Source organism: Nonomuraea monospora (assembly GCF_039531895.1).
GTDB classification, from domain to species: Bacteria; Actinomycetota; Actinomycetes; order Streptosporangiales; family Streptosporangiaceae; genus Nonomuraea; species Nonomuraea monospora.
Window position 1 is genome coordinate 314023 of record NZ_BAAAQX010000007.1, and the last position, 18210, is coordinate 332232.

15 protein-coding genes are annotated in these 18210 nt (G+C 70.6%); 3 read left to right on the forward strand and 12 right to left on the reverse strand.

Annotated elements, in window-relative coordinates; translation table 11 throughout:
- Positions 1-38: 38 nt before the first annotated feature.
- Complete coding sequence (locus ABD331_RS16690) at positions 39-1202, forward strand: pyridoxal phosphate-dependent aminotransferase (RefSeq protein WP_222871122.1); 1164 nt, start codon at positions 39-41, stop codon at positions 1200-1202.
- Positions 1203-1241: 39 nt separating this feature from the next.
- On the opposite strand, the gene ABD331_RS16695 is transcribed toward ABD331_RS16690, so the two are convergent.
- Entirely contained in the window at positions 1242-1757 is a 516-nt protein-coding gene (locus tag ABD331_RS16695; protein WP_344475528.1) for a hypothetical protein, read from the reverse strand.
- 4 nt (positions 1758-1761) lie between these two features.
- Entirely contained in the window at positions 1762-2454 is a 693-nt protein-coding gene (locus tag ABD331_RS16700) for a hypothetical protein (RefSeq protein ID WP_344475529.1), read from the reverse strand.
- A gap of 604 nt (positions 2455-3058) precedes the next feature.
- On the opposite strand from ABD331_RS16700, the gene ABD331_RS16705 reads away from it, so the two are divergent.
- On the forward strand, positions 3059-4984 hold the full coding sequence (locus ABD331_RS16705) for an ATP-binding cassette domain-containing protein (RefSeq protein ID WP_425566004.1): 1926 nt from the start codon (positions 3059-3061) through the stop codon (positions 4982-4984).
- Positions 4985-5338: 354 nt separating this feature from the next.
- Here the strand turns inward: ABD331_RS16705 and ABD331_RS16710 are convergent, their stop codons facing one another.
- From ABD331_RS16710 to ABD331_RS16720, 3 genes are read right to left on the reverse strand one after another with little or no spacing between them, the layout of a single operon-like run.
- A complete protein-coding gene (locus tag ABD331_RS16710; protein WP_344475531.1) occupies positions 5339-6202 on the reverse strand; it encodes a hypothetical protein in 864 nt (287 codons plus the stop codon).
- A gap of 33 nt (positions 6203-6235) precedes the next feature.
- Positions 6236-7132 carry a S66 peptidase family protein gene (locus tag ABD331_RS16715; protein WP_344475532.1) on the reverse strand — a complete coding sequence of 299 codons (897 nt, stop codon included), beginning with the start codon at positions 7130-7132 and terminating at the stop codon, positions 6236-6238.
- A complete protein-coding gene (locus tag ABD331_RS16720; protein ID WP_344475534.1) occupies positions 7119-7856 on the reverse strand; it encodes an SIR2 family NAD-dependent protein deacylase in 738 nt (245 codons plus the stop codon). Before ABD331_RS16720 ends, ABD331_RS16715 begins: the two co-directional genes overlap by 14 nt.
- Positions 7857-7886: 30 nt before the next feature.
- Here ABD331_RS16720 and ABD331_RS16725 point away from each other — a divergent pair, with 30 nt between their 5' ends.
- Positions 7887-8771: a sulfotransferase family protein gene (locus ABD331_RS16725; protein WP_344475536.1), complete on the forward strand. Its 885-nt coding sequence runs from the start codon at positions 7887-7889 to the stop codon at positions 8769-8771.
- A gap of 14 nt (positions 8772-8785) precedes the next feature.
- On the opposite strand, the gene ABD331_RS16730 is transcribed toward ABD331_RS16725, so the two are convergent.
- The 7 genes from ABD331_RS16730 to ABD331_RS16760 form a co-directional block, all read right to left on the reverse strand.
- Positions 8786-10672 carry an ABC transporter ATP-binding protein gene (locus ABD331_RS16730; protein WP_344475538.1) on the reverse strand — a complete coding sequence of 629 codons (1887 nt, stop codon included), beginning with the start codon at positions 10670-10672 and terminating at the stop codon, positions 8786-8788.
- 342 nt (positions 10673-11014) lie between these two features.
- Positions 11015-11830, reverse strand: a complete 816-nt coding sequence (locus tag ABD331_RS16735) for an enoyl-CoA hydratase/isomerase family protein (RefSeq protein ID WP_344475540.1) — start codon at positions 11828-11830, stop codon at positions 11015-11017.
- A 123-nt stretch (positions 11831-11953) separates the two neighbouring features.
- The gene (locus tag ABD331_RS16740) at positions 11954-12169 is read right to left on the reverse strand and encodes a helix-turn-helix domain-containing protein (protein WP_020547488.1); all 216 of its coding nucleotides are present in this window, start codon (positions 12167-12169) and stop codon (positions 11954-11956) included.
- Between the two features lie 113 nt (positions 12170-12282).
- Positions 12283-13881 carry an ABC-F family ATP-binding cassette domain-containing protein gene (locus ABD331_RS16745; protein WP_344475542.1) on the reverse strand — a complete coding sequence of 533 codons (1599 nt, stop codon included), beginning with the start codon at positions 13879-13881 and terminating at the stop codon, positions 12283-12285.
- Between the two features lie 112 nt (positions 13882-13993).
- Positions 13994-16678, reverse strand: a complete 2685-nt coding sequence (locus tag ABD331_RS16750) for an exo-rhamnogalacturonan lyase family protein (protein ID WP_344475544.1) — start codon at positions 16676-16678, stop codon at positions 13994-13996.
- Complete coding sequence (locus tag ABD331_RS16755) at positions 16675-17298, reverse strand: rhamnogalacturonan acetylesterase (RefSeq protein ID WP_344475546.1); 624 nt, start codon at positions 17296-17298, stop codon at positions 16675-16677. The genes ABD331_RS16750 and ABD331_RS16755 overlap by 4 nt, the downstream gene beginning before the upstream one ends.
- Positions 17295-18206, reverse strand: a complete 912-nt coding sequence (locus tag ABD331_RS16760; protein WP_344475548.1) for a carbohydrate ABC transporter permease — start codon at positions 18204-18206, stop codon at positions 17295-17297. The genes ABD331_RS16755 and ABD331_RS16760 overlap by 4 nt, the downstream gene beginning before the upstream one ends.
- Positions 18207-18210: the final 4 nt, after the last annotated feature.

The window sequence follows — 18210 nt, forward strand, 5'->3', positions numbered from 1 at the left end:
TACCTACACACATCGGACACGTGGTCCATGGAGGTGTCGTGGAGCTCAGTCTCTTGCGGGCGCAAGCGCACAGCCCGTCGTACTTCTCACTCCTGCGCAGCTCGTCGGGAGAGCGCGCCCCGGTGGACTTCTGCATCCCTTGCAACCCGTATTTCCCCACACCGGAGATCTTCGAGCACCTCGGGAGAAATCTGGAGACGATACTCAAGTTCTATCCGAGCGACGCGGGCACGATCACCGAGGAGCTCTGCTCCACGCTCGGGCTGCACCCCAAGACGGTCGCGATGGGCAACGGCTCCACGGAGCTGATCACCTGGATCGACCATCTGCTGGTCCGCGAGAGCCTCGCGGTGCCGATCCCGACCTTCGGCCGCTGGACCGACCAGCCGCTGGAGACGGGCAAGCGGGTGGACATGTATCCGCTGCAGGAGAGCCGCAACTTCACGCTCGACGTGAACGACTACGTCTCGTTCATCCGTACGCGCGGCTCGCGGGTGGCGGTGATCTGCAATCCGAACAACCCCGACGGCGGCTACCTGCCCAAACACGAGGTGCTGCGGCTGCTCGACCAGCTCATCGATCTCGACCTGGTGATCGTGGACGAGTCGTTCGGCGACTTCGTGGACGCCGAGCCGTACCCGGGGATCGCGACGGAGGCCGCCGTGCGGCCGAACGTGATCGTGCTGCGCAGCCTCGGCAAGAACTTCGGCCTGCACGGCATCCGCTTCGGCTACATGGTCGCCAACCCCGCCCTCGCCGGACGGGTGCGCGACGCGCTGCCCAAGTGGAACCTGAACTCGTTCGCCGAGGTCGTGGTGTTCATGATGCGGCAGTTCATGCCCGAGTACCAGGAGAGCCTCAGGCGGCTGGGCAACGACAGGAGGGCGATGTTCCAGCAGCTCAGCACGATGCCGGGGCTGTCGGTGTTCGCCTCTCAGGGCAACTTCCTGCTGGTGAAGCTGCCGCCGGGCCATGACGGGGTGCCGCTGCGCGATCACCTGCTGGCCGAGCACGGGGTGTACGTGCGCGAGTGCGGCAACAAGCTCGGCACGACGAGCCAGTTCCTGCGGCTCGTCGTACGGCCTCAGGAGGACGTGCGACGGCTGCTGATCGGCATGACGCAGTTCCTGTACTCGGGCAGCCTGCACGAGATCCCGGTGATCGGCCTGCATCACCGGGCCGTGAACTCGATCTCCGCGTAGCGGCCGTGCCAGAGCCACGCCCTTCGCGAGGGCCGCCGCCTACGCCTCGGTACCGTCGCCGCCCGCAACACCGTCGCCATCCGTGACGGCGTCGCCGCCCGCAACACCGTCGCCATCCGTAACGGCGTCGCCGTCCACAACACCGCCGCCGCCCGAAACCCCCTCGCCGCCCGTGACGGCGTCGAGGGCCCGCTGGCCGGCCCGCCGCAGCACCGGCGCGGGCGCCTCGCCCGAAGCGAGCGCCCCGCCAGCCGCGAGCGTCTCGGCCAGCAGGGCGGCGGTCAGCCCGTACTGCAGCAGCGTGACGCCCTTACGCGCGAGCACCAGCCCGGCGGACGCCTTCAACCCGAGTCCTTCGACCAGCGCCCCCGCACCGGGCCGCACCTCGCCCCCGTCCCCGCCCCCGGGCCGCGCCTCGCGTCCGCCGCCGGGCCGTACCAGCCCGTCCTCGTACCCGTCGCCCAGCCGCACGAGCGCGTCCTCGTCCCCCTCGGGAAAGGACCACCCGAGAAACTCCTCGACGGCCGCCAGCGCGGCGGGCAGTTCCAGACTCACGACCTCACACCGCCTCCGACACGTCACCAACGACCACGCCGGCCGCCTTGACCTGGGACATCATCGCCGCCATGTCCCGCACGTACCCCCGCATCCGCAGGGCCCCGGCCCGCCGCAGCTCCTCCACCCCTGCCATGATCTGCTCGGTCCCGGCTCCCGCCTCGGCACGCCGCAGCAACAGGCCGTGCCGCAGGTCGTCCAGGGCGGTGTTGACCCCGTCCACCACGCGTTCGCCCAGCAGCCGCGGCCCGCCGTACATGGCCCGCGCCGTCACGTTCAGCGCGACCAGCCGCGGCCCTGGCGCGCACACGGCGCTCACCGGCCCCTCGGACGTGCCGCGCACGTCGCCGTCGGGCACGCCGCCGATGGTCTCCAGCATCGCGATCAGCCGGTCGAACAGCTCGCCGAAGTCGAGCAGCGGCACCTCGGCGCCGGCGCACAGCGCGGCGGCGCTCACCTCGATGGAGGCGGTCACGCGCGCCATCCGCGCGTCGAGGTCGGCGCGCACGGCGCGCAGCTCCCGCGCCAGGGCGAGCGGTTCGACGAACGGCACGGCGGCGTCGACCGGCGACTCCGCGGCGAAGGCGGCGTCCACCGCCTCGGCCACCTGGGCGGCCACGGTCTCTGGCGGCTCGCGCGTCAGCCAGGGGTCGATCCCGACCGCGACGAGCCTTCCCCGCGTTAGGACGGCGCGCACGCCGGGCTCCCGATGATTCCTGCGCAACTCGATGTGACTCCGACGGATCTTCACTGGTGGCGCCTGCCACGCTAACCGCGCCGGGCAGGCCCTGAGCAGGGTGTCGCCCCGAGTTCACGACCTGTTCGCCCGCCCGCAGAGGTGCCCGGCGCGTCCAGGTTGGGGGTAAGCTGTCCCGGCCAATCCCTTTACACCATAAACAGTCAGCCGACGATGGAAGGGTTCCGTGCTCTCCAGCCACCAGGCCAGCACCGTCCAGACGCGCGATCACACCGCCGCCGACAGCCACGACAGCATCCAGGTCCGCGGCGCGAGGGAGAACAACCTCAAGGGCGTCTCCGTGGACGTCCCCAAGCGGCGCCTCACGGTCTTCACCGGGGTGTCCGGTTCCGGCAAGTCCTCGCTCGTCTTCGACACGATCGCCGCGGAGTCGCGGCGGCTGATCGACGAGACCTACACGGCGTTCATCCAGGCGTTCATGCCGAGCCTGTCGCGTCCGGACGTGGACGCGCTGCACAACCTGAGCGCGGCGATCATCGTCGACCAGGAACGCATGGGCGCCAACGCCCGCTCCACCGTGGGCACCGCCACCGACGCGCACACCATGCTGCGCATCGTCTTCAGCCGCGTCGCCGAGCCGCACGTCGGCTCCGCCTCCGCCTTCAGCTTCAACATGGCCGAGGGCATGTGCCCGGCGTGTGAGGGGCTGGGCAAGGCGACCGAGATCGACGTGGACGCGGTCGTCGACAGGGAGCTGTCGCTGAACGAGGGCGCGATCACGGCCCCCGGCTACGCGGTGGACAGCTGGCCCTGGCAGGTCGTGGCCGGCTCCGGCCTGTTCGACCCCGACGCCAAGCTGAAGGACTTCACCGAGCAGCAGTGGGCGGACCTGCTGCACAAGCCGGCCACCAAGCTCAAGTACGGCACCAGTAACTTCACCTACGAGGGCCTGCTGGTCCGGGTCAGGCGCGCCTACCTGGGCAAGGACCGGGATTCGATGCAGCCGGGCGCGCGGGCGTTCGCCGACCGGGCGATCAAGCTGGCCCCCTGCCCCGCCTGCGAGGGCACCCGGCTGAACGAGGCCGCCCGCTCGGCCCGGATCCACGGCAGGAACATCGCCGACTGCTCGGCCATGCAGGTCAACGACCTGGCCGACTTCATCCGCGGCATCGACGACCCCCGCGTCGGGCCGGTGCTGGAGGGCCTGCGCTCGACGCTCGACTCGCTGGTCGAGATCGGCCTGGGCTACCTGAGCCTCAACCGCGAGTCGGGCACCCTGTCCGGCGGAGAGGCGCAGCGGGTGAAGATGGTGCGCCATCTCAACTCCAGCCTCACCGACGTCACCTACGTCTTCGACGAGCCCACCGCCGGCCTGCACCCGCACGACATCCAGCGGATGAACCGCCTGCTGCTGGCGCTGTGCGACAAGGGCAACACGGTCCTGGTGGTCGAGCACAAGCCGGAGACCATCGCCATCGCCGACCACGTCGTGGACCTCGGCCCCGGCGCAGGCACGGCGGGCGGCCAGATCTGCTACTCGGGCAACCTGCTGGGGCTGCGCTCCTCCGGCACGCTGACCGGCCGCTACCTCGACCATCGCGTACGGCTGCGCGACACCTTCCGCCGCCCGTCGGGTCACCTCCCGATCAGGAACGCCACCCTGCACAACCTGCGCGACGTCAGCGTGGACATCCCGCTCGGCGTGCTCACCGTGGTCACCGGCGTGGCGGGCTCCGGCAAGAGCTCCCTCATCCACGGCCACGTGGCGGGCCGCGAGGGCGTGGTGGTGGCCGACCAGTCGCCGATCCGCGGGTCGCGCCGCAGCAACCCGGCCACCTACACCGGGGTGCTCGACCCCATCCGCACCGCCTTCGCCAAGGCCAACGGGGTCAAGGCGGGCCTGTTCAGCGCCAACTCCGAGGGCGCCTGCCCGGCCTGCAAGGGCATCGGCCTCATCTACACCGACCTGGCGATGATGGCCGAGGTGGCGTCGGTGTGCGAGACGTGCGAGGGCAAGCGGTTCACACCGGAGGTGCTGACGTACCGGCTGCGCGGCAAGAACATCAGCGAGGTGCTGGAGATGCCGATCTCCGAGGCCCGCGACTTCTTCCCCACCGGCCAGGCCGGCACGATCCTCGACCGCCTCGTCTCCGTCGGCCTCGGCTACCTGGGCCTCGGCCAGCCGCTCACCACCCTGTCGGGCGGCGAGCGGCAGCGGCTCAAGCTCGCCATCAACATGGCCAAGAACGGGACCACGTACGTGCTGGACGAGCCCACCACGGGCCTGCACCTCGCGGACGTGGACCAGCTCCTGGCCCTGCTCGACCGCCTCGTGGACGACGGCAACTCCGTCATCGTCATCGAGCACCACCAGGCGGTCATGGCCCACGCCGACTGGATCATCGACCTCGGGCCCGGCGCGGGGCACGACGGCGGGCAGGTCGTCTTCTCCGGCACCCCCGGCGAGCTGGTCGCCGACGGGACGTCGCTGACGGCCATCCACCTGCGCGACTACGTCAACCGCGGCTGAACCGCCCGCACGCCGCCGGGACTCCCTCCGCGAGGGCGTCCCGGCGTCCTCCCCACCCACCAGGAACCCGGTGATCACGCGACCTCCGGCCCCATGGCACAGACTCGCGGTGCTCGGCGCGCTCATGCTCGCCGCCCTCACCTTCAACACCGCCGAGAACCTGCCGGTCGGCCTCCTGACCCTCATGTCCGAGGACCTGCGGGTGTCCCTGTCGGCGGTCGGCCTGCTGGTCACCGGCTACGGCGTCACGGTGGCCGTCGCGTCCGTGCCGATCGCCCACGTGACGCGGCCTGTTCGCGCCGGAGGTGCGGGGGCGGGTGGTCGGGGCGCGTGGGTCGCTCCAGGCGCGGGCGCTCAGACGGCGAGGCGGGCCAGGACGCGGGCGAAGTCGGGCGGCGGCGCCACCACGAGCCGCGTCTGCCCGTCCCTGGTCACGATGTCGGCTCTGATCAACGTCAGCCGCCCCTCGTGCCACCAGTAGACCTGCGAGCTGAGCCCGTCCGTACGGGCCGCGTGCACCCGCAGCCGCTCGATCGCCCGCACCACCCCGATCCCGTCCACCGGATGCAGCAGCAACGTGTACGGATCGGGCAGCACCACCAGCGCCCCGTCGGACGGCACCGCCAGGTAGCTCGACAGCCACCGCAGGTGCGTGGCGGCCGACGGGCTGGACGCGGTGAGCCGGGTGACGGGCGTGCCGGACAGCTCGATGTGCTCCACCCGCAGCCGCTCCCTGGCCCGCACGTTGGCGACGGCGAGGTCGAGGGCCTGCCCGGTGGGCACGGGCCAGCAGCCGGACTCCTCGGGCCGCACCGGCCGCGACCCGACGGTCAGCAGCTCGACGAGGTCGGCGTTGAGGTGACGGCCGACGACGCGGGTCAGGTCGGGGATCTCGTCCACGGCCTCCACGCGGGTGCGCAGCAGGGACCGGACCTGTTTGAGTTCGCACACGTCGAGCCGGTCGCCCGCGGTGGCCACGGCGTGCGCGAGGTGCTCGGAGACCAGCATGGGCCAGTCTTCCCTGGCCCTGCGCCCGGCCTCGCGCCGCAGCCCTTTGAGCTGGACGACAAGCGGTTGCGGCCCGCCGAGGGCCACGGTGGAGCCGTCGGGAGCGAACTCGAAGGAGTATCCGAGCGACTCCGCGACGAGAGCGAGCAACGAGTCGAGATCGACGTCCTCGACCGGCCGGCGAGAGGGCTCACGCCTGAACAAGTTCACGCGTCGTGTCCCTTTCTGTCGGATTCGTCCCTCCTACCTTGCCTGCTCCTCATTCCGCATCACGCCAGATAGCGAGCACGATTCGGTATCGATACCACCAAGTACGTTGAACCAGACACTGTGTTGGGGTGAGCCGTGCCCGACCGGCAGCCCCGCCACGATCGGCACTCCGAGCGGCTTCAGCCGGTCCTCCAGAACCGGGTACGGATCACCGCACTTCACCCACGAGCCCAGCGCGATCCCGCGCACCCCGTCGAACACGCCGGCCTGCAGAAGCTGGGTCAGCATGCGGTCGATCCGGTACGGCTCCTCCCCCACGTCCTCCAGGAACGCGATCGCCCCGTCGAACGACGGCTGCCACCGCGTGCCGCACATCGAGGCGATCAGCGACAGGTTCCCGCCGCGCACCACGCCCTCGGCCCGCCCCGGCGCCAGCACCCGGTCGCCCGTGACCGTGCCGGGCGTGCCGAAGAGCGCCGCGCGCAGGCTCTCCCAGGTCTGCGGCTCCGGCCCGTTCTCGTCGCCCGCGATGACGTCGCAGGCGGCCATCGGCCCGTGCAGGGTGGGCACGCCCAGCTCGATGGCGAACGCGTTGTGCAGCGCCGTGATGTCGCTCGACCCGAGCAGCACCTTGGGCCCGGCTTCCCGCATCGCGTCCCAGTCGAGCAGGCCGAGCAGCCGCGCGGCGCCGTACCCGCCCCTGGAGCAGAACACGCCGGAGACGGCCGGGTCGCACCAGGCGGCCTGGAGGTCGGCGGCTCTGGCGGCGTCGTCGCCCGCCAGGTAGTCGAGCCCCTGTCGGGCGAGGACGTGCTCGCCCGCGATCACCTTGAGCCCGAGTGACTCCAGCCGCTGGATGCCGCGCTTGAGCAGCACGGCGTTGGCCGGTCCTGACGGGGAGACGACGGCGACGGTGTCACCTGGCCGCATCGATCAGCTCCTTGACGAGCGCTGGTAGTGCCTGGCCGATCGGCTCGGCGATGACCCGGTCGGCGAACGGATCATACGGGGTGGGCTGGGCGTTCACGATCACCAGCCGGGCGCCGGCGTCGAGCGCCTCGCCGCACAGCCCGGCGGCGGGGTGCACGGTCAGCGAGGTGCCGACCGCCACGAACAGCTCGCACGAGCGGGCCGCGTCGAGCGCCGCGTCGATCACCTCGCGCCTGAGGTTCTGCCCGAACGAGATCGTGTTCGACTTCTGGATGCCGCCGCAGCGCGGGCACGGCGGGTCGGCCTCGCCCGCGGCCACCCTGGCGAGCACCTCCTCCATGGGGGTGATCAGGTCGCAGGACAGGCACTCGGCGCGGCGCATGGTGCCGTGCAGCTCGATGACCTTCTCCGGCGAGGAGCCGGCGAGCTGGTGCAGCTCGTCGATGTTCTGCGTGATGAGCGCGCGCAGCAGCCCGGCGTGCTCCAGCTCGACCAGCGCGTGGTGGGCGACGTTCGGCTTGGCCTGCCACGCCGGGGACTCCAGCCTGGACTGCCACGTCGCGCGCCTGACGTCGGGGTCCGCGAGGTAACGATCAATCGTGGCATTGGCCTCGGCCTGCGGATTCTTCGTCCAGACCCCCTGCGGCCCCCGGAAGTCGGGGATGCCGGAGTCGGTGGAGATGCCCGCACCGGTGAGCACCGACACAGAGGTTGGCTCGTTCACGTGGCAAACGGTGTCACACTTGCTTTCCGTATGCGACTTCCGCCCCACATCCTCGTGGTCAACGGCATCAAGGTCCGCCGGCCTGTCTTCCTGCTCGGAGCTCCGCATTCCGGCGTCGACCTGCTGGCCCGCGCCCTGAAACGCTCGCCGGGCTTCCACGTGACGATGGGCCGCGCGAGCGTGGCGCACGTGGTGTACGCGTTCGCCCGCAAGCCGTCCATCGCCCGCACGTCGGGAGCCGTGCGCGTCCTGCGTGACGCGCTGGCCGAGTCGTGGCAGGTGCTGCCCCGCTCCTGCGCCGAGTGCGCCGAGCCGTGCCGTGAGGCCGGCGGCGTCACCGGCGCGGGCCCCTGCGTCGCCGCGAACGACGTCACCCGCTTCGGCGACGGCAGCCCCGACCTGCTCTACAGCGCGCCCGTGCTGCTGCAGGCCTTCCCTGACGCCCGGTTCGTCCAGCTCATCCGCGACGGCCGCGACGTGGTGGCCGGCATGCTGGGCGACCCGGCCTGCCTGGCCTGGTTCAAGCCGGCGATGCTGAGCGGGCAGACCGAGTTCCCCAACGCGTTCCTGGGCGTCAACAAGGACGAGCACCTGGAGCGGTGGAAGACCATGCCGGCGGCGGGCAAGAGCGCGCTGCGCTGGCGCAGCGCCGTGCGGATGAGCGCCGAGCTGCGCCGCGCGCTGCCCGAGCCGCAGCTCCTGACGCTGCGCTATGAGGATCTGGTCGAGCAGCCGCCGCAGTCGGTGGCGACGCTGGCGGAGTTCCTGGAGACGCGGGTGTCCAAGGTCGTCCTGTACGACACCGCGGTGCCCAAGGTCGGCGTCTACCGCACCCGGTTGCGACGCGCCGACCTGGAGCTGGTGGAGAAGGTGGCCAGGGAGGAGCTCAAGCGGCTGGGCTACCAGCAGAGCTGAGCCGGGCGGGCGGCTCAGGCGGCCGGGCTGCCCGCGGAGCTGAACTGGGTGCGGTAGAGCTCGGCGTAGAGCCCGCCGCGCGCCAGCAGCTCCTCGTGACCGCCGCGCTCGGCCACCCGGCCGTCGTGGATGACGAGGATCTCGTCGGCCTCCCTGATCGTCGACAGCCGGTGCGCGATGACCAGCGACGTACGCCCCCGCAGCGCGGTCTTCAGCGCCACCTGCACCGCGGCCTCCGACTCCGAGTCCAGGTGGGCGGTGGCCTCGTCGAGCACGACCACGCGGGGCGCCTTCAGCAGCAGCCGCGCCAGCGCCAGCCGCTGCTTCTCGCCGCCGGACAGCCGGTAGCCGCGATCCCCCACGACGGTGTCCAGCCCGTCGGGCAGGCTCTCGACCAGCTCGCCGATCTGCGCCGCGCGCAGCGCCTGCCAGATCTCCTCGTCGCTCGCGCCGGGCCTGGCGTAGCGGAGGTTGGCGCCGATCGTGTCGTGGTAGAGGTGGGCGTCCTGCATGACCACGCCGACGGTGTCGCGCAGCGAGTCGAGGGTGGCGTCGCGCACGTCGAGCCCGTTGATCCGCACCGCGCCCTCGTTGACGTCGTACAGCCGCGACACCAGCGAGGTGATCGTGGTCTTGCCCGCCCCGCTGTGCCCGACGAGCGCGATGAGCTGCCCGGGCGCGGCGGTGAACGACACGCCCTTCAGCACGGGGTAGGACGGGCCGCTGTCCTGCCTGGCCACCGACTCCAGCGAGGCCAGCGACACCTCCTCGGCGGCCGGGTAGCGGAAGCGCACGTCGTCGAACTCGATCGTGACCGGGCCCTCCGGCACGGGCACGGCGTCCGGCTTCTGCGCCACCATGGGCTTGAGGTCGAGGATCTCGAAGACCCGGTCGAAGCTGACGAGCGCGGTCATCACGTCCACGTGCACGTTCGACAGCGACGTGAGGGGCCCGTACAGGCGCATCAGCAGCGCGGCCAGCGCCACCAGCGTGCCCAGCTCGAACGCCCCGGACACGGCCAGCACCCCGCCGATGCCGTAGACCAGCGCGGTGGCGAGGGCCGCGACCAGGCCGAGCGCGACCCGGAACACGGTGCCGTACATGCCGACGGTCACGCCGACGTCGCGCACCCTGGCCGCGCGGGAGCCGAACACGGCGGCGTCGTCCTCCGGCCTGCCGTAGAGCTTGGCGACCATGGCGCCGGCGACGTTGAAGCGCTCGGTGGTGACGGAGCTCATCTCGGCGTCGAGCTGCATCTGCTCGCGGGTCAGCGCCGACATGCGGCGGCCGACGTACTTGGCGGGCACGATGAAGATCGGCAGCAGCACCAGCGCGACCAGCGTCACCTGCCACGACAGCGCCAGCATCGCGCCCAGCACGAGCACCAGGCTGACCACGTTGGACACGACGGAGGACAGCGTGCTGGTCAGCGCGCGCTGGGCGCCGATCACGTCGGTGTTGAGCCTGCTGACCAGCGCGCCGGTCTGCGCGCGCATGAAGAACGCGACCGGCATGCGCTGCACGTGGTCGAACACCTCGGTGCGCAGGTCGTAGATCAGCCCTTCGCCGATGCGCGCCGAGAACCACCGCTGCACCAGCGTCAGCCCGGCGTCCACCACCGCGAGCCCCGCGATGGCCACGGCCAGGCCGATCACCACGCTGGTCTGACCTGGCAGGATGCCGTCGTCGATGATCGCCTTCATCAGCAGCGGGTTGGCGATCACGATCACCGCGCCCGCCACGACGAGCAGCAGGAACGCCGCTATCTGCCGGGTGTACGGCCGCGCGTAGCGCGCGATGCGCCGCACCGTGCCGGGACGCAGCCGCTGCTTGGTGACCGAACCGTCACGCCGCAGGGACATCATCGTGCTGGGGCCGAAGCCGCCGCCCATCATCGCCATCCGGGGGATCCCCTCCTACTCCGCCGGAGACAGCGCCGCCGGAGCGCATGGGGATTCCCGGCTCAGCTCACCGCGAAACTCCGGCCCAGACTGACGGCGTCCCGCGCCCGAACGCCCCTCGCACGGCTCCTGGCGAACGCCCCGCCCCGGCACGCCCTCAGCACCCCTTCGGCGCCCCTCGAAGCCCCCTCTGAGCGCCACACAGCCGCTCCCCCATAGAGCGGCTACAAAATCACCATAAGGACGGCACAGACCCCCTCACGGCCCGGCGGCGGACGGAAAGCGCTCGCCGCCGACGCACGTCAACCGCGACTTCCTTGACCGTTCAATCAGCCGAACAACTCAGCCGAACAAGGCCTTGATCCGCGCCGCCTGCTCGACCCCTTCGGCCACACTCTGCTCCTCCAGGGTGCGTGACTGCGCTCCCTGGAGGAGCCGCTTGGTCGCCACGGCCGCGTCCCGGTTGGTGGACAGCAGTTGCGCGACCTTCTCACGTACAGCGTCGTCCAGGTCGCCCCCGGCGACCACTGACTCGGCGAGGCCGATGCGCATGGCCTCGTCGGCGTGCACGGTCCTGGCGGTCAGGCAGATGTCGATCGCCTTGGCCAGGCCGACCAGCTCGACCAGGGGCTTGGTCCCCGTCAGGTCGGGCACCAGGCCCAGTGCGGGCTCTTTCATGCAGAACTTGACGTCGTCGGCCACGATCCGCAGGTCGCAGGCGAGCGCGAGTTGGAATCCCGCCCCGATCGCGTGCCCTCGCACTGCGGCGACGGAGACGATCTCCGGGCGGCGCAGCCACAGGAACCCCGCTTGGGCCTGTCTGATGCGCTGCTCGAAATCGGCGCCCTCGCTTCTGGCCGCCGAGCTGAACGAGCCCTGTCCGGGCACCCCCTCAGGTGTGAACATTCGCAGGTCGATCCCTGCCGAGAAGGACGGTCCCTCACCTTTCACGACGACGACGCGTACCTGCTCAGGCAGGCTGTTGCCGATGCGAGCCAGTGCCGACCATGTCGCGAACGTCTGTGCGTTGCGCTTTTCCGGCCGGGCCAGCGTGATCGTCGCTATCTCACCGTCCACCTCGAAGCGAACTCCGCCCTCTGCCGTGGCAGGGCCGTCGTCCGCATACCCCCCGCGCTGTTGCGCCTGCGCTTCCGCCATCGCCCGCTCCTTCGTCCGGAGTGCTGACCGTCGCGCCCGAGCCTACAGAATATCGTTCTGGCACGGGCGCGACGGCGGCTGACTAGGGACGGGCGGCTGCGGTCGCACGTTCCGAGGCGGCCGTCAGCGCTTGGACTTGCCTCGGGTCGCCCCGCCGCGCCCGCGCAGAGTCACACCGGACTCGCTGAGGATGCGGTGGATGAACCCGTAAGACCGACCGGTCGAAGCGGCCAGGGCGCGAATGCTCTCGCCCGCGGCGTAGCGCTTCTTGAGATCGCCGGCCAGTTTTTCCCGGTCGGCCCCGGTGACCCGGGTGCCCTTCTTCAGTGTCTCGGCCACGAGTACCTCCTGTAGTGCCGGACTTCCGCAGCGTTACTCCGCCATGATCAGTCATTTCAGCGGGATCGGCTACCTACTCCACGGGAAAAGATCCGTACCCACTCAAATTAAGATCAGGCAAGTGCCACAAGATCGGAAAATTCGTCGCTCCACGCGTCTTCAGTTCCGTCCGGTAGCAAGATCACCCTATCCGGTGACAGGGCGTCAACGGCACCCTCGTCATGTGTGACTAGGACGATTGCTCCTGAATACGACCTCAGGGCGTTGAGAACCTGCTCGCGGCTGACCGGATCGAGGTTGTTCGTGGGCTCGTCGAGAAGGAGGACATTGGCGCTCGACAGTACCAAGATCGCCAGTGCCAGGCGAGTCTTCTCGCCGCCCGACAGAACACCGGCGGGCTTGTCCACGTCGTCGCCGGTGAACAGGAACGAGCCGAGCACCTTGCGCAGCTCGGTGTCGGTGAATTCGCCCCCCGCCGAGCGCATGTTCTCCAGCAGAGTGCGGCCTGCGTCGAGGGTCTCGTGCTCCTGCGCGTAGTAGCCGATCTTGAGGCCGTGGCCGGGCCTGATCTCGCCGGTGTCGGGCTGCTCGATGCCGCCGAGAATGCGCAGCAGAGTGGTCTTGCCTGCGCCGTTCAGCCCCAGGATCACGACTCTGTGACCTCGGTCGATGGCCACGTTGACGTCGGTGAAGACCTCCAGCGACCCGTACGACTTGGACAGCTCCTGAGCCGTCAGCGGGGTGCGCCCGCAGGGCTGCGGCTCGGGGAAGCGCAGCCGCGCCACCTTGTCGCTCTGCCGCTCCTCCTCGGTGCCCGCCAGCAGGCGGTGCGCGCGGCGCATCATGTCCTGGGCGGCCTTGGCCTTGGTGGCCTTGGCGCGCATCTTGTCGGCCTGCGCCAGCAGGGCGCCGGCCTGCTTCTCGGCGTTGGCCCGCTCGCGCTTCCTGCGCTTCTCGTCGGTCTCCCGCTGGGCCAGGTACGCCTTCCAGCCGACGTTGTAGTGATCGATCACCGAGCGGTTGGCGTCCAGGTGCAGGACCTTGTTGACCGTCGCTTCAAGAAGCCCGACATCGTGGCTGATGATCACCAAGCCACCTTGATGACTGCGCAAAAAATCGCGAAGCCACCCGATTGAGTCCGCATCTAGGTGGTTTGTGGGCTCGTCTAGAAGGAGAGTTTCCGCCCCGCTGAAAAGAATTCGTGCCAATTCCACGCGTCTGCGCTGACCGCCGGAAAGCGTTTGCAAGGGCTGTCCGAGCACCCGGTCGGGCAGCCCCAGGCTGGAGGCGATGGAGGCGGCCTCCGACTCGGCGGCGTACCCGCCCAGGACGTGCATCTGATCTTCCAGCCGGCCGTACCGCCTGACGGCCTTCTCCCTGGTGCGGTCGTCGGCCGAGGACATGCCGAGCTCGGCCTCGCGCAGCTTGCGGATGACCTCGTCGAGGCCGCGCGCCGACAGGATGCGGTCGCGGGCGAGCACCTGGAGGTCGCCGGTGCGCGGGTCCTGCGGCAGGTAGCCGACGCTGCCGGTGGTGGTGACGGTGCCGGCGGCGGGGATGCCCTCACCCGCCAGCACCTTGGTCAGCGTCGTCTTGCCCGCGCCGTTGCGGCCGACGAGGCCGATCTTGTCGCCGGGATTGACCCGGAACGAGGCCTTCTCGATGAGCAGGCGCGCGCCCGCGCGCAGCTCGATATCATTAGCGATGATCATGGTGACCGGAAACACTCCCGAGCTAGGAAACAGGATTGGGCGTGCGCCGCCGGTCAATCGGGAGTATGCATACCGATCAGTGTAGGGCTCCCGGCGGGAGCCCCACCTCTCGTTAACGCTTCAGCAGGTGCTCGCCGATCAGCACCAGGTTGTGAATGGCGGCCAGGCCGTACTGCGCGGCGCTGTTGGTGCTGACGAACGGCGCCTCGTGCACCGGATGCGGCACCTCGGGCCCGTCCACCAGCGTCAGCTCCCAGTTCTCCTGCTGCTGCAACGGGTTGCGGTTGAGCTGGTCGCCCTCCCCCAGCCGGAACTTGCGCCACGCCCACGCCGCCAGTTCCGCGTCGCCCGTGCGGGCCGCCGCGTACGCCGTGAGCCGGCTGTGCGCCTGGATCAGCGAGATCCCGCTCAGCCGCTGCCCCACCTCGGCCTCCTGCTGCTCCGGCGGCGCCAGGTAGAGGCGGCAGTACTCCAGCCACGCCTGCTCGAAGCCGGGCACGTCCAGGTCCAGCGCGATCAGCTCCGCGCACATCTCCGGCAGCCCGAACAGCGACGACAGGTGCGAGACGGAGATCTGGTCGCGGGCGGTGTCGAAGCGCCCGCTGTCCAGGTCGAGGCGGCCCTCGCCCGTCAGGAAGCGGCGCGGCATCGCGCCGATGTCGGCCATCGTGCCGAGCAGCCGGTCCCTGGCCCGCTCGTCGCCGTGCCGCTCCCACCTGGTCAGCCAGGCCGCCGCCAGCGAGCCCCAGTCGGTGCCGAGCCCGACCGACAGCGCCGACCGGTCGGGCGTGTAGACGTCCTCACGCACCTTGCGCAGCGGGTCGATCGCCAGGAACGTCTCCTCCGGGACGCTCAGCTCGTCCATCAGGTCGCCGGTGCGCTCGTCGGCCGTCAGGTAGTAGTAGAAGCGCCGGTAGGCGGCGTTGGAGATGCGCAACTGCTTGCAGCTGCAGCCCCAGTGCTGCACGTTGTGGCGGCTGCCCAGGCCCTTCCACCTGCCGAGATGGTAGACGTCCACCTCGCCGGTGTGCCGGGTCATGGCCTCGGCGAAGCGGAAGACGTCGGCGCGGCCGGTGCGCAGGAACTGCAGCCACAGCCACAGGTCGGGCGACAGCTCCGAGTTGTCCCAGGCGTAGCCGCCGACGTCGTAGCGCCAGGTGTGCCGGTCGCCGTCGTAGGTGTGCATGACGTCGCCGTAGTCCCAGAACCCGTACCAGCGGCGCTGCTCGCGCTCGCGCACGTACAGGTCGAAGAGGAAGTCGAGGCGGTCCTCGATCTCGGCGTGCGCGGGCGTCGAGCGGTCGGGCAGGCCCCACACGCCGAACACGCCCGCCTCGCGCACCCGCTCCGGGCTCGCGACCAGCAGCCCCGGCTCGTTCATGGCGGCGGCGTGCGCCGCCAGGTCCCGCGCGGACGGCGTGGCGTCGTGGACGCGCAGGCTCAGCTCGTGCGTACGCGCGATGCCGCGCGGATCGCCGAACCCCGGCTCGTAGTCCTCGTAGGTGATCTCCAGGCCTTCGAGCTGCTCCTCGAACGTGTCCTGGCCCATGCCGTCGTGGTAGAACCGCAGGTCCATGGCGGGCGCGGACGGCGACCACAGCCAGACGGTGGCGGTGGCGACGTCGCCCGCGGCGTTCCTGACGTCCAGCCGGGACGGGTGCAGCCGCCAGAAGTCGCGCAGCCCGAAGCCGAGCCCGCCACTGACCCCGCCCACGTAGCCGTAGCCGTTCGAGCGGGCGCCCGCGGGGATCGTCACCCAGGAGTGGCCCTCCTTGGTGCGCTTGCGCAGGGTGTAGCCGTCGGCCGAGGTCTGGTCGAGGGTGTAGTCGTTCCAGGCGGGGATGAGGTGCAGGCGGCTCGCGACCTCCCGATCCAGCTCGCCCGCCGGACGGCCCTCCACCTGGGCGCGGCGGGCGGCCTCGCCCGGATCGATGCGCAGGCCGGTCAGCCCGCGCACGGCCTCGGTGAGGAACCCGTCGCCGCCGGCCAGCCGCACGTGCCGGTCGTGCGGCTCGTCCCGCATGATCACGTCGGCGCGCAGGCCCAGCCCGGCCAGGAAGTCACGCCCGGGGTCGCCGTCCCAGATGAAGGTGTGCAGGACGCGCACCTGCTCGGCGCCCGCGTAGAAGTACAGCCGCACGGTGAACGGCAGCCAGTCGCCGTGCCTGCCCTCCAGCCTGACGACGGCGCGCACCGGCCCGTCCTGCTCGACCGTGACGCTCTCGACGACGCCTTCCGCCTGCTCGCGGGCGACGTGGCCGCCCTCGTCGGGGGTGGGCTCGGCCTGGCGGAGGCTGATCAGGCGCACGTCCCTGGCGATCTCGCGGCTCCCGCGCGAGATCGACCTGGCCACCGAGCCGCCGCCGATCCTCCAGGTCACGACACCCGTGTCCACGACCAGGTCACGACCCTCGTGGGCGACGGTGACGGCGGGTTCGAGCCGCTCCTCTTTCGCGGCGGCCTGAGCCCCGGGGGCCGCGGGCTCGCCGCCCGGTTCCGGCCGGTGCTCGTGCGCGGCGGGCGTGCCGCCCGGTTCCGGCCGGTGCTCGTGCGCGGCGGGCGCGCCGGGTTCGAGCCGGTACGTCTTCGCGGCGGGCCGGGCGCCGATGGCGTGGGCCGTCCACTTGACCGAGCCGTCCGGCCAGGTGGCGGTCACCCAGCTCTGCACCGGCACCCGGCGGCCGTCGCCGTCGGCCAGCACGAACGGCGTGCCCCGCCCGACCGTGCCGCGTGGCCACGGGACTCCCCAGGTCACCCCTTGCTCTCCCGGTCGGTCCAGCCAGCGCAGCTCGGTCATGCGATTCCCTTCAGTCGTCCGGCGACGATCGCGGCCACCTCGTCGGCGCCGCGGAAGCAGAAGTGGGTGTCGTCGGCCACGCCGTCCGGATAGAGCGGATGCGTGCCCGGCGGGAAGTGGGTGAACAGGGCCTTCGACCCCTCGGGGCCGAGGCGTTCGTACAGCTCGGTGGTGGCTCGCGTCAGGTCGATGAGCGGTACGTCCTCGGCGGCGGCCAGCTCGCGCACCAGGCCGGGGTAGTCGCCGTGCGTGGGCACCAGCCGCCCGCCCTCGAACCTGCGCCTTTGCACAGGTGTGCACAGCACCGCGAGCGCGCCCGCCCCGCGCGCCTCCTCGACGAAGGCGCGCAGGTTCTCGCGGTACGGCAGCCCGGGCTCCTTCTGGTCGTTGTGCCCGAACTGGATCACCACCACGTCACCGGGCGAGGTCTCGCGCAGCAACGCCGCCCACAACCCTTCGGCGCGGTGGCTGGCCGTGGTGGCGCCGCCCTTGGCGAGGTTGCGCACCGGGCCGCCGACGTACGATCCGAGCTGCGCCCCCCATCCGGACATCGGTGCTTCGAAGGCCGGGCAGGAGGCGACCGTCGAGTCCCCCGCCAGCAGCACGGTGCGGGTGCTCACTCCTTGACGCCCCCGATCAGCACGCCCTTGGCGAAGTGCTTCTGCAGGAACGGGTAGAAGAACAGGATCGGCAGCGTCGCGATCACGATGATCGCGAACTTGACGCCCTGCTCCGGCGGCACCCAGGTGCGGTCCATCTGCGACAGGGCGGCCGCGGGGTCGGTGGCCACGAGCTGGCGGACGAGGATCTGCAGCGTCCACTTGTTCGGATCGGTGATGTAGAGCAGCGGCGACATGTAGTCGTTCCAGATCGCCACCGCGTAGAACAGCGAGAACGTCGCGATGATCGGCTTCGACAGCGGAAGGACGATCTTGAAGAAGACGCCCATCTCGTTGCAGCCGTCGATCCTGGCCGCCTCCTCCAGCGCCTGCGGCAGCTCCTGGAAGAAGCTCTTGACGATGATCAGGTAGAACGGGTTGATCGCCAGCGGCAGGATGAGCGCCCAGTAGCTGTCGAGCAGCCCCAGGTCGCGCACCACCAGGTAGGTGGGGATCATGCCGCCGGAGAAGACCATGGTGAAGATGACCAGGTTCAGCACCAGCGTGCGGCCCGGCAGGTACCGCTTGGCCAGCGGGTAGGCCATGGTGAAGGTCAGCATGACCTGCACCACCATGCCGACCGCCGTCACGACGACGGTCGTGAGCAGGGATCGGATGAAGGTGGGGGTGGCGAAGATGTACTCGTACGCCTCGGTGACGATCTTCTCCGGCCACAGGAAGAACGGCCTGGAGGCGATCTCGGGCTCGCTGGCGAGCGACGCGGCCAGCACGTAGAGCAGCGGCAGCACCGTGATCAACGCCAGGCCGACGAGCGCGACGACGTTGAGGACGTCGAAGACGCGGCTGCCGACGGAGCTGCTGTTGTTGACCGCGAGCTGCTTGGGCTTGGTCTCAGTCATAGTGGTCATGGCC

Coding starts and splice junctions, on each gene's coding strand:
- ABD331_RS16705 (WP_425566004.1), top strand. CDS start 3,059: ATGCTGCGCATCGTCTTCAGCCGCGTCGCCGAGCCGCACGTCGGCTCC.
- ABD331_RS16715 (WP_344475532.1), bottom strand. CDS start 7,132: ATGCGGCCAGGTGACACCGTCGCCGTCGTCTCCCCGTCAGGACCGGCC.
- ABD331_RS16725 (WP_344475536.1), top strand. CDS start 7,887: ATGCGACTTCCGCCCCACATCCTCGTGGTCAACGGCATCAAGGTCCGC.
- ABD331_RS16730 (WP_344475538.1), bottom strand. CDS start 10,672: ATGGCGATGATGGGCGGCGGCTTCGGCCCCAGCACGATGATGTCCCTG.
- ABD331_RS16735 (WP_344475540.1), bottom strand. CDS start 11,830: ATGGCGGAAGCGCAGGCGCAACAGCGCGGGGGGTATGCGGACGACGGC.
- ABD331_RS16745 (WP_344475542.1), bottom strand. CDS start 13,881: ATGATCATCGCTAATGATATCGAGCTGCGCGCGGGCGCGCGCCTGCTC.
- ABD331_RS16750 (WP_344475544.1), bottom strand. CDS start 16,678: ATGACCGAGCTGCGCTGGCTGGACCGACCGGGAGAGCAAGGGGTGACC.
- ABD331_RS16760 (WP_344475548.1), bottom strand. CDS start 18,206: ATGACCACTATGACTGAGACCAAGCCCAAGCAGCTCGCGGTCAACAAC.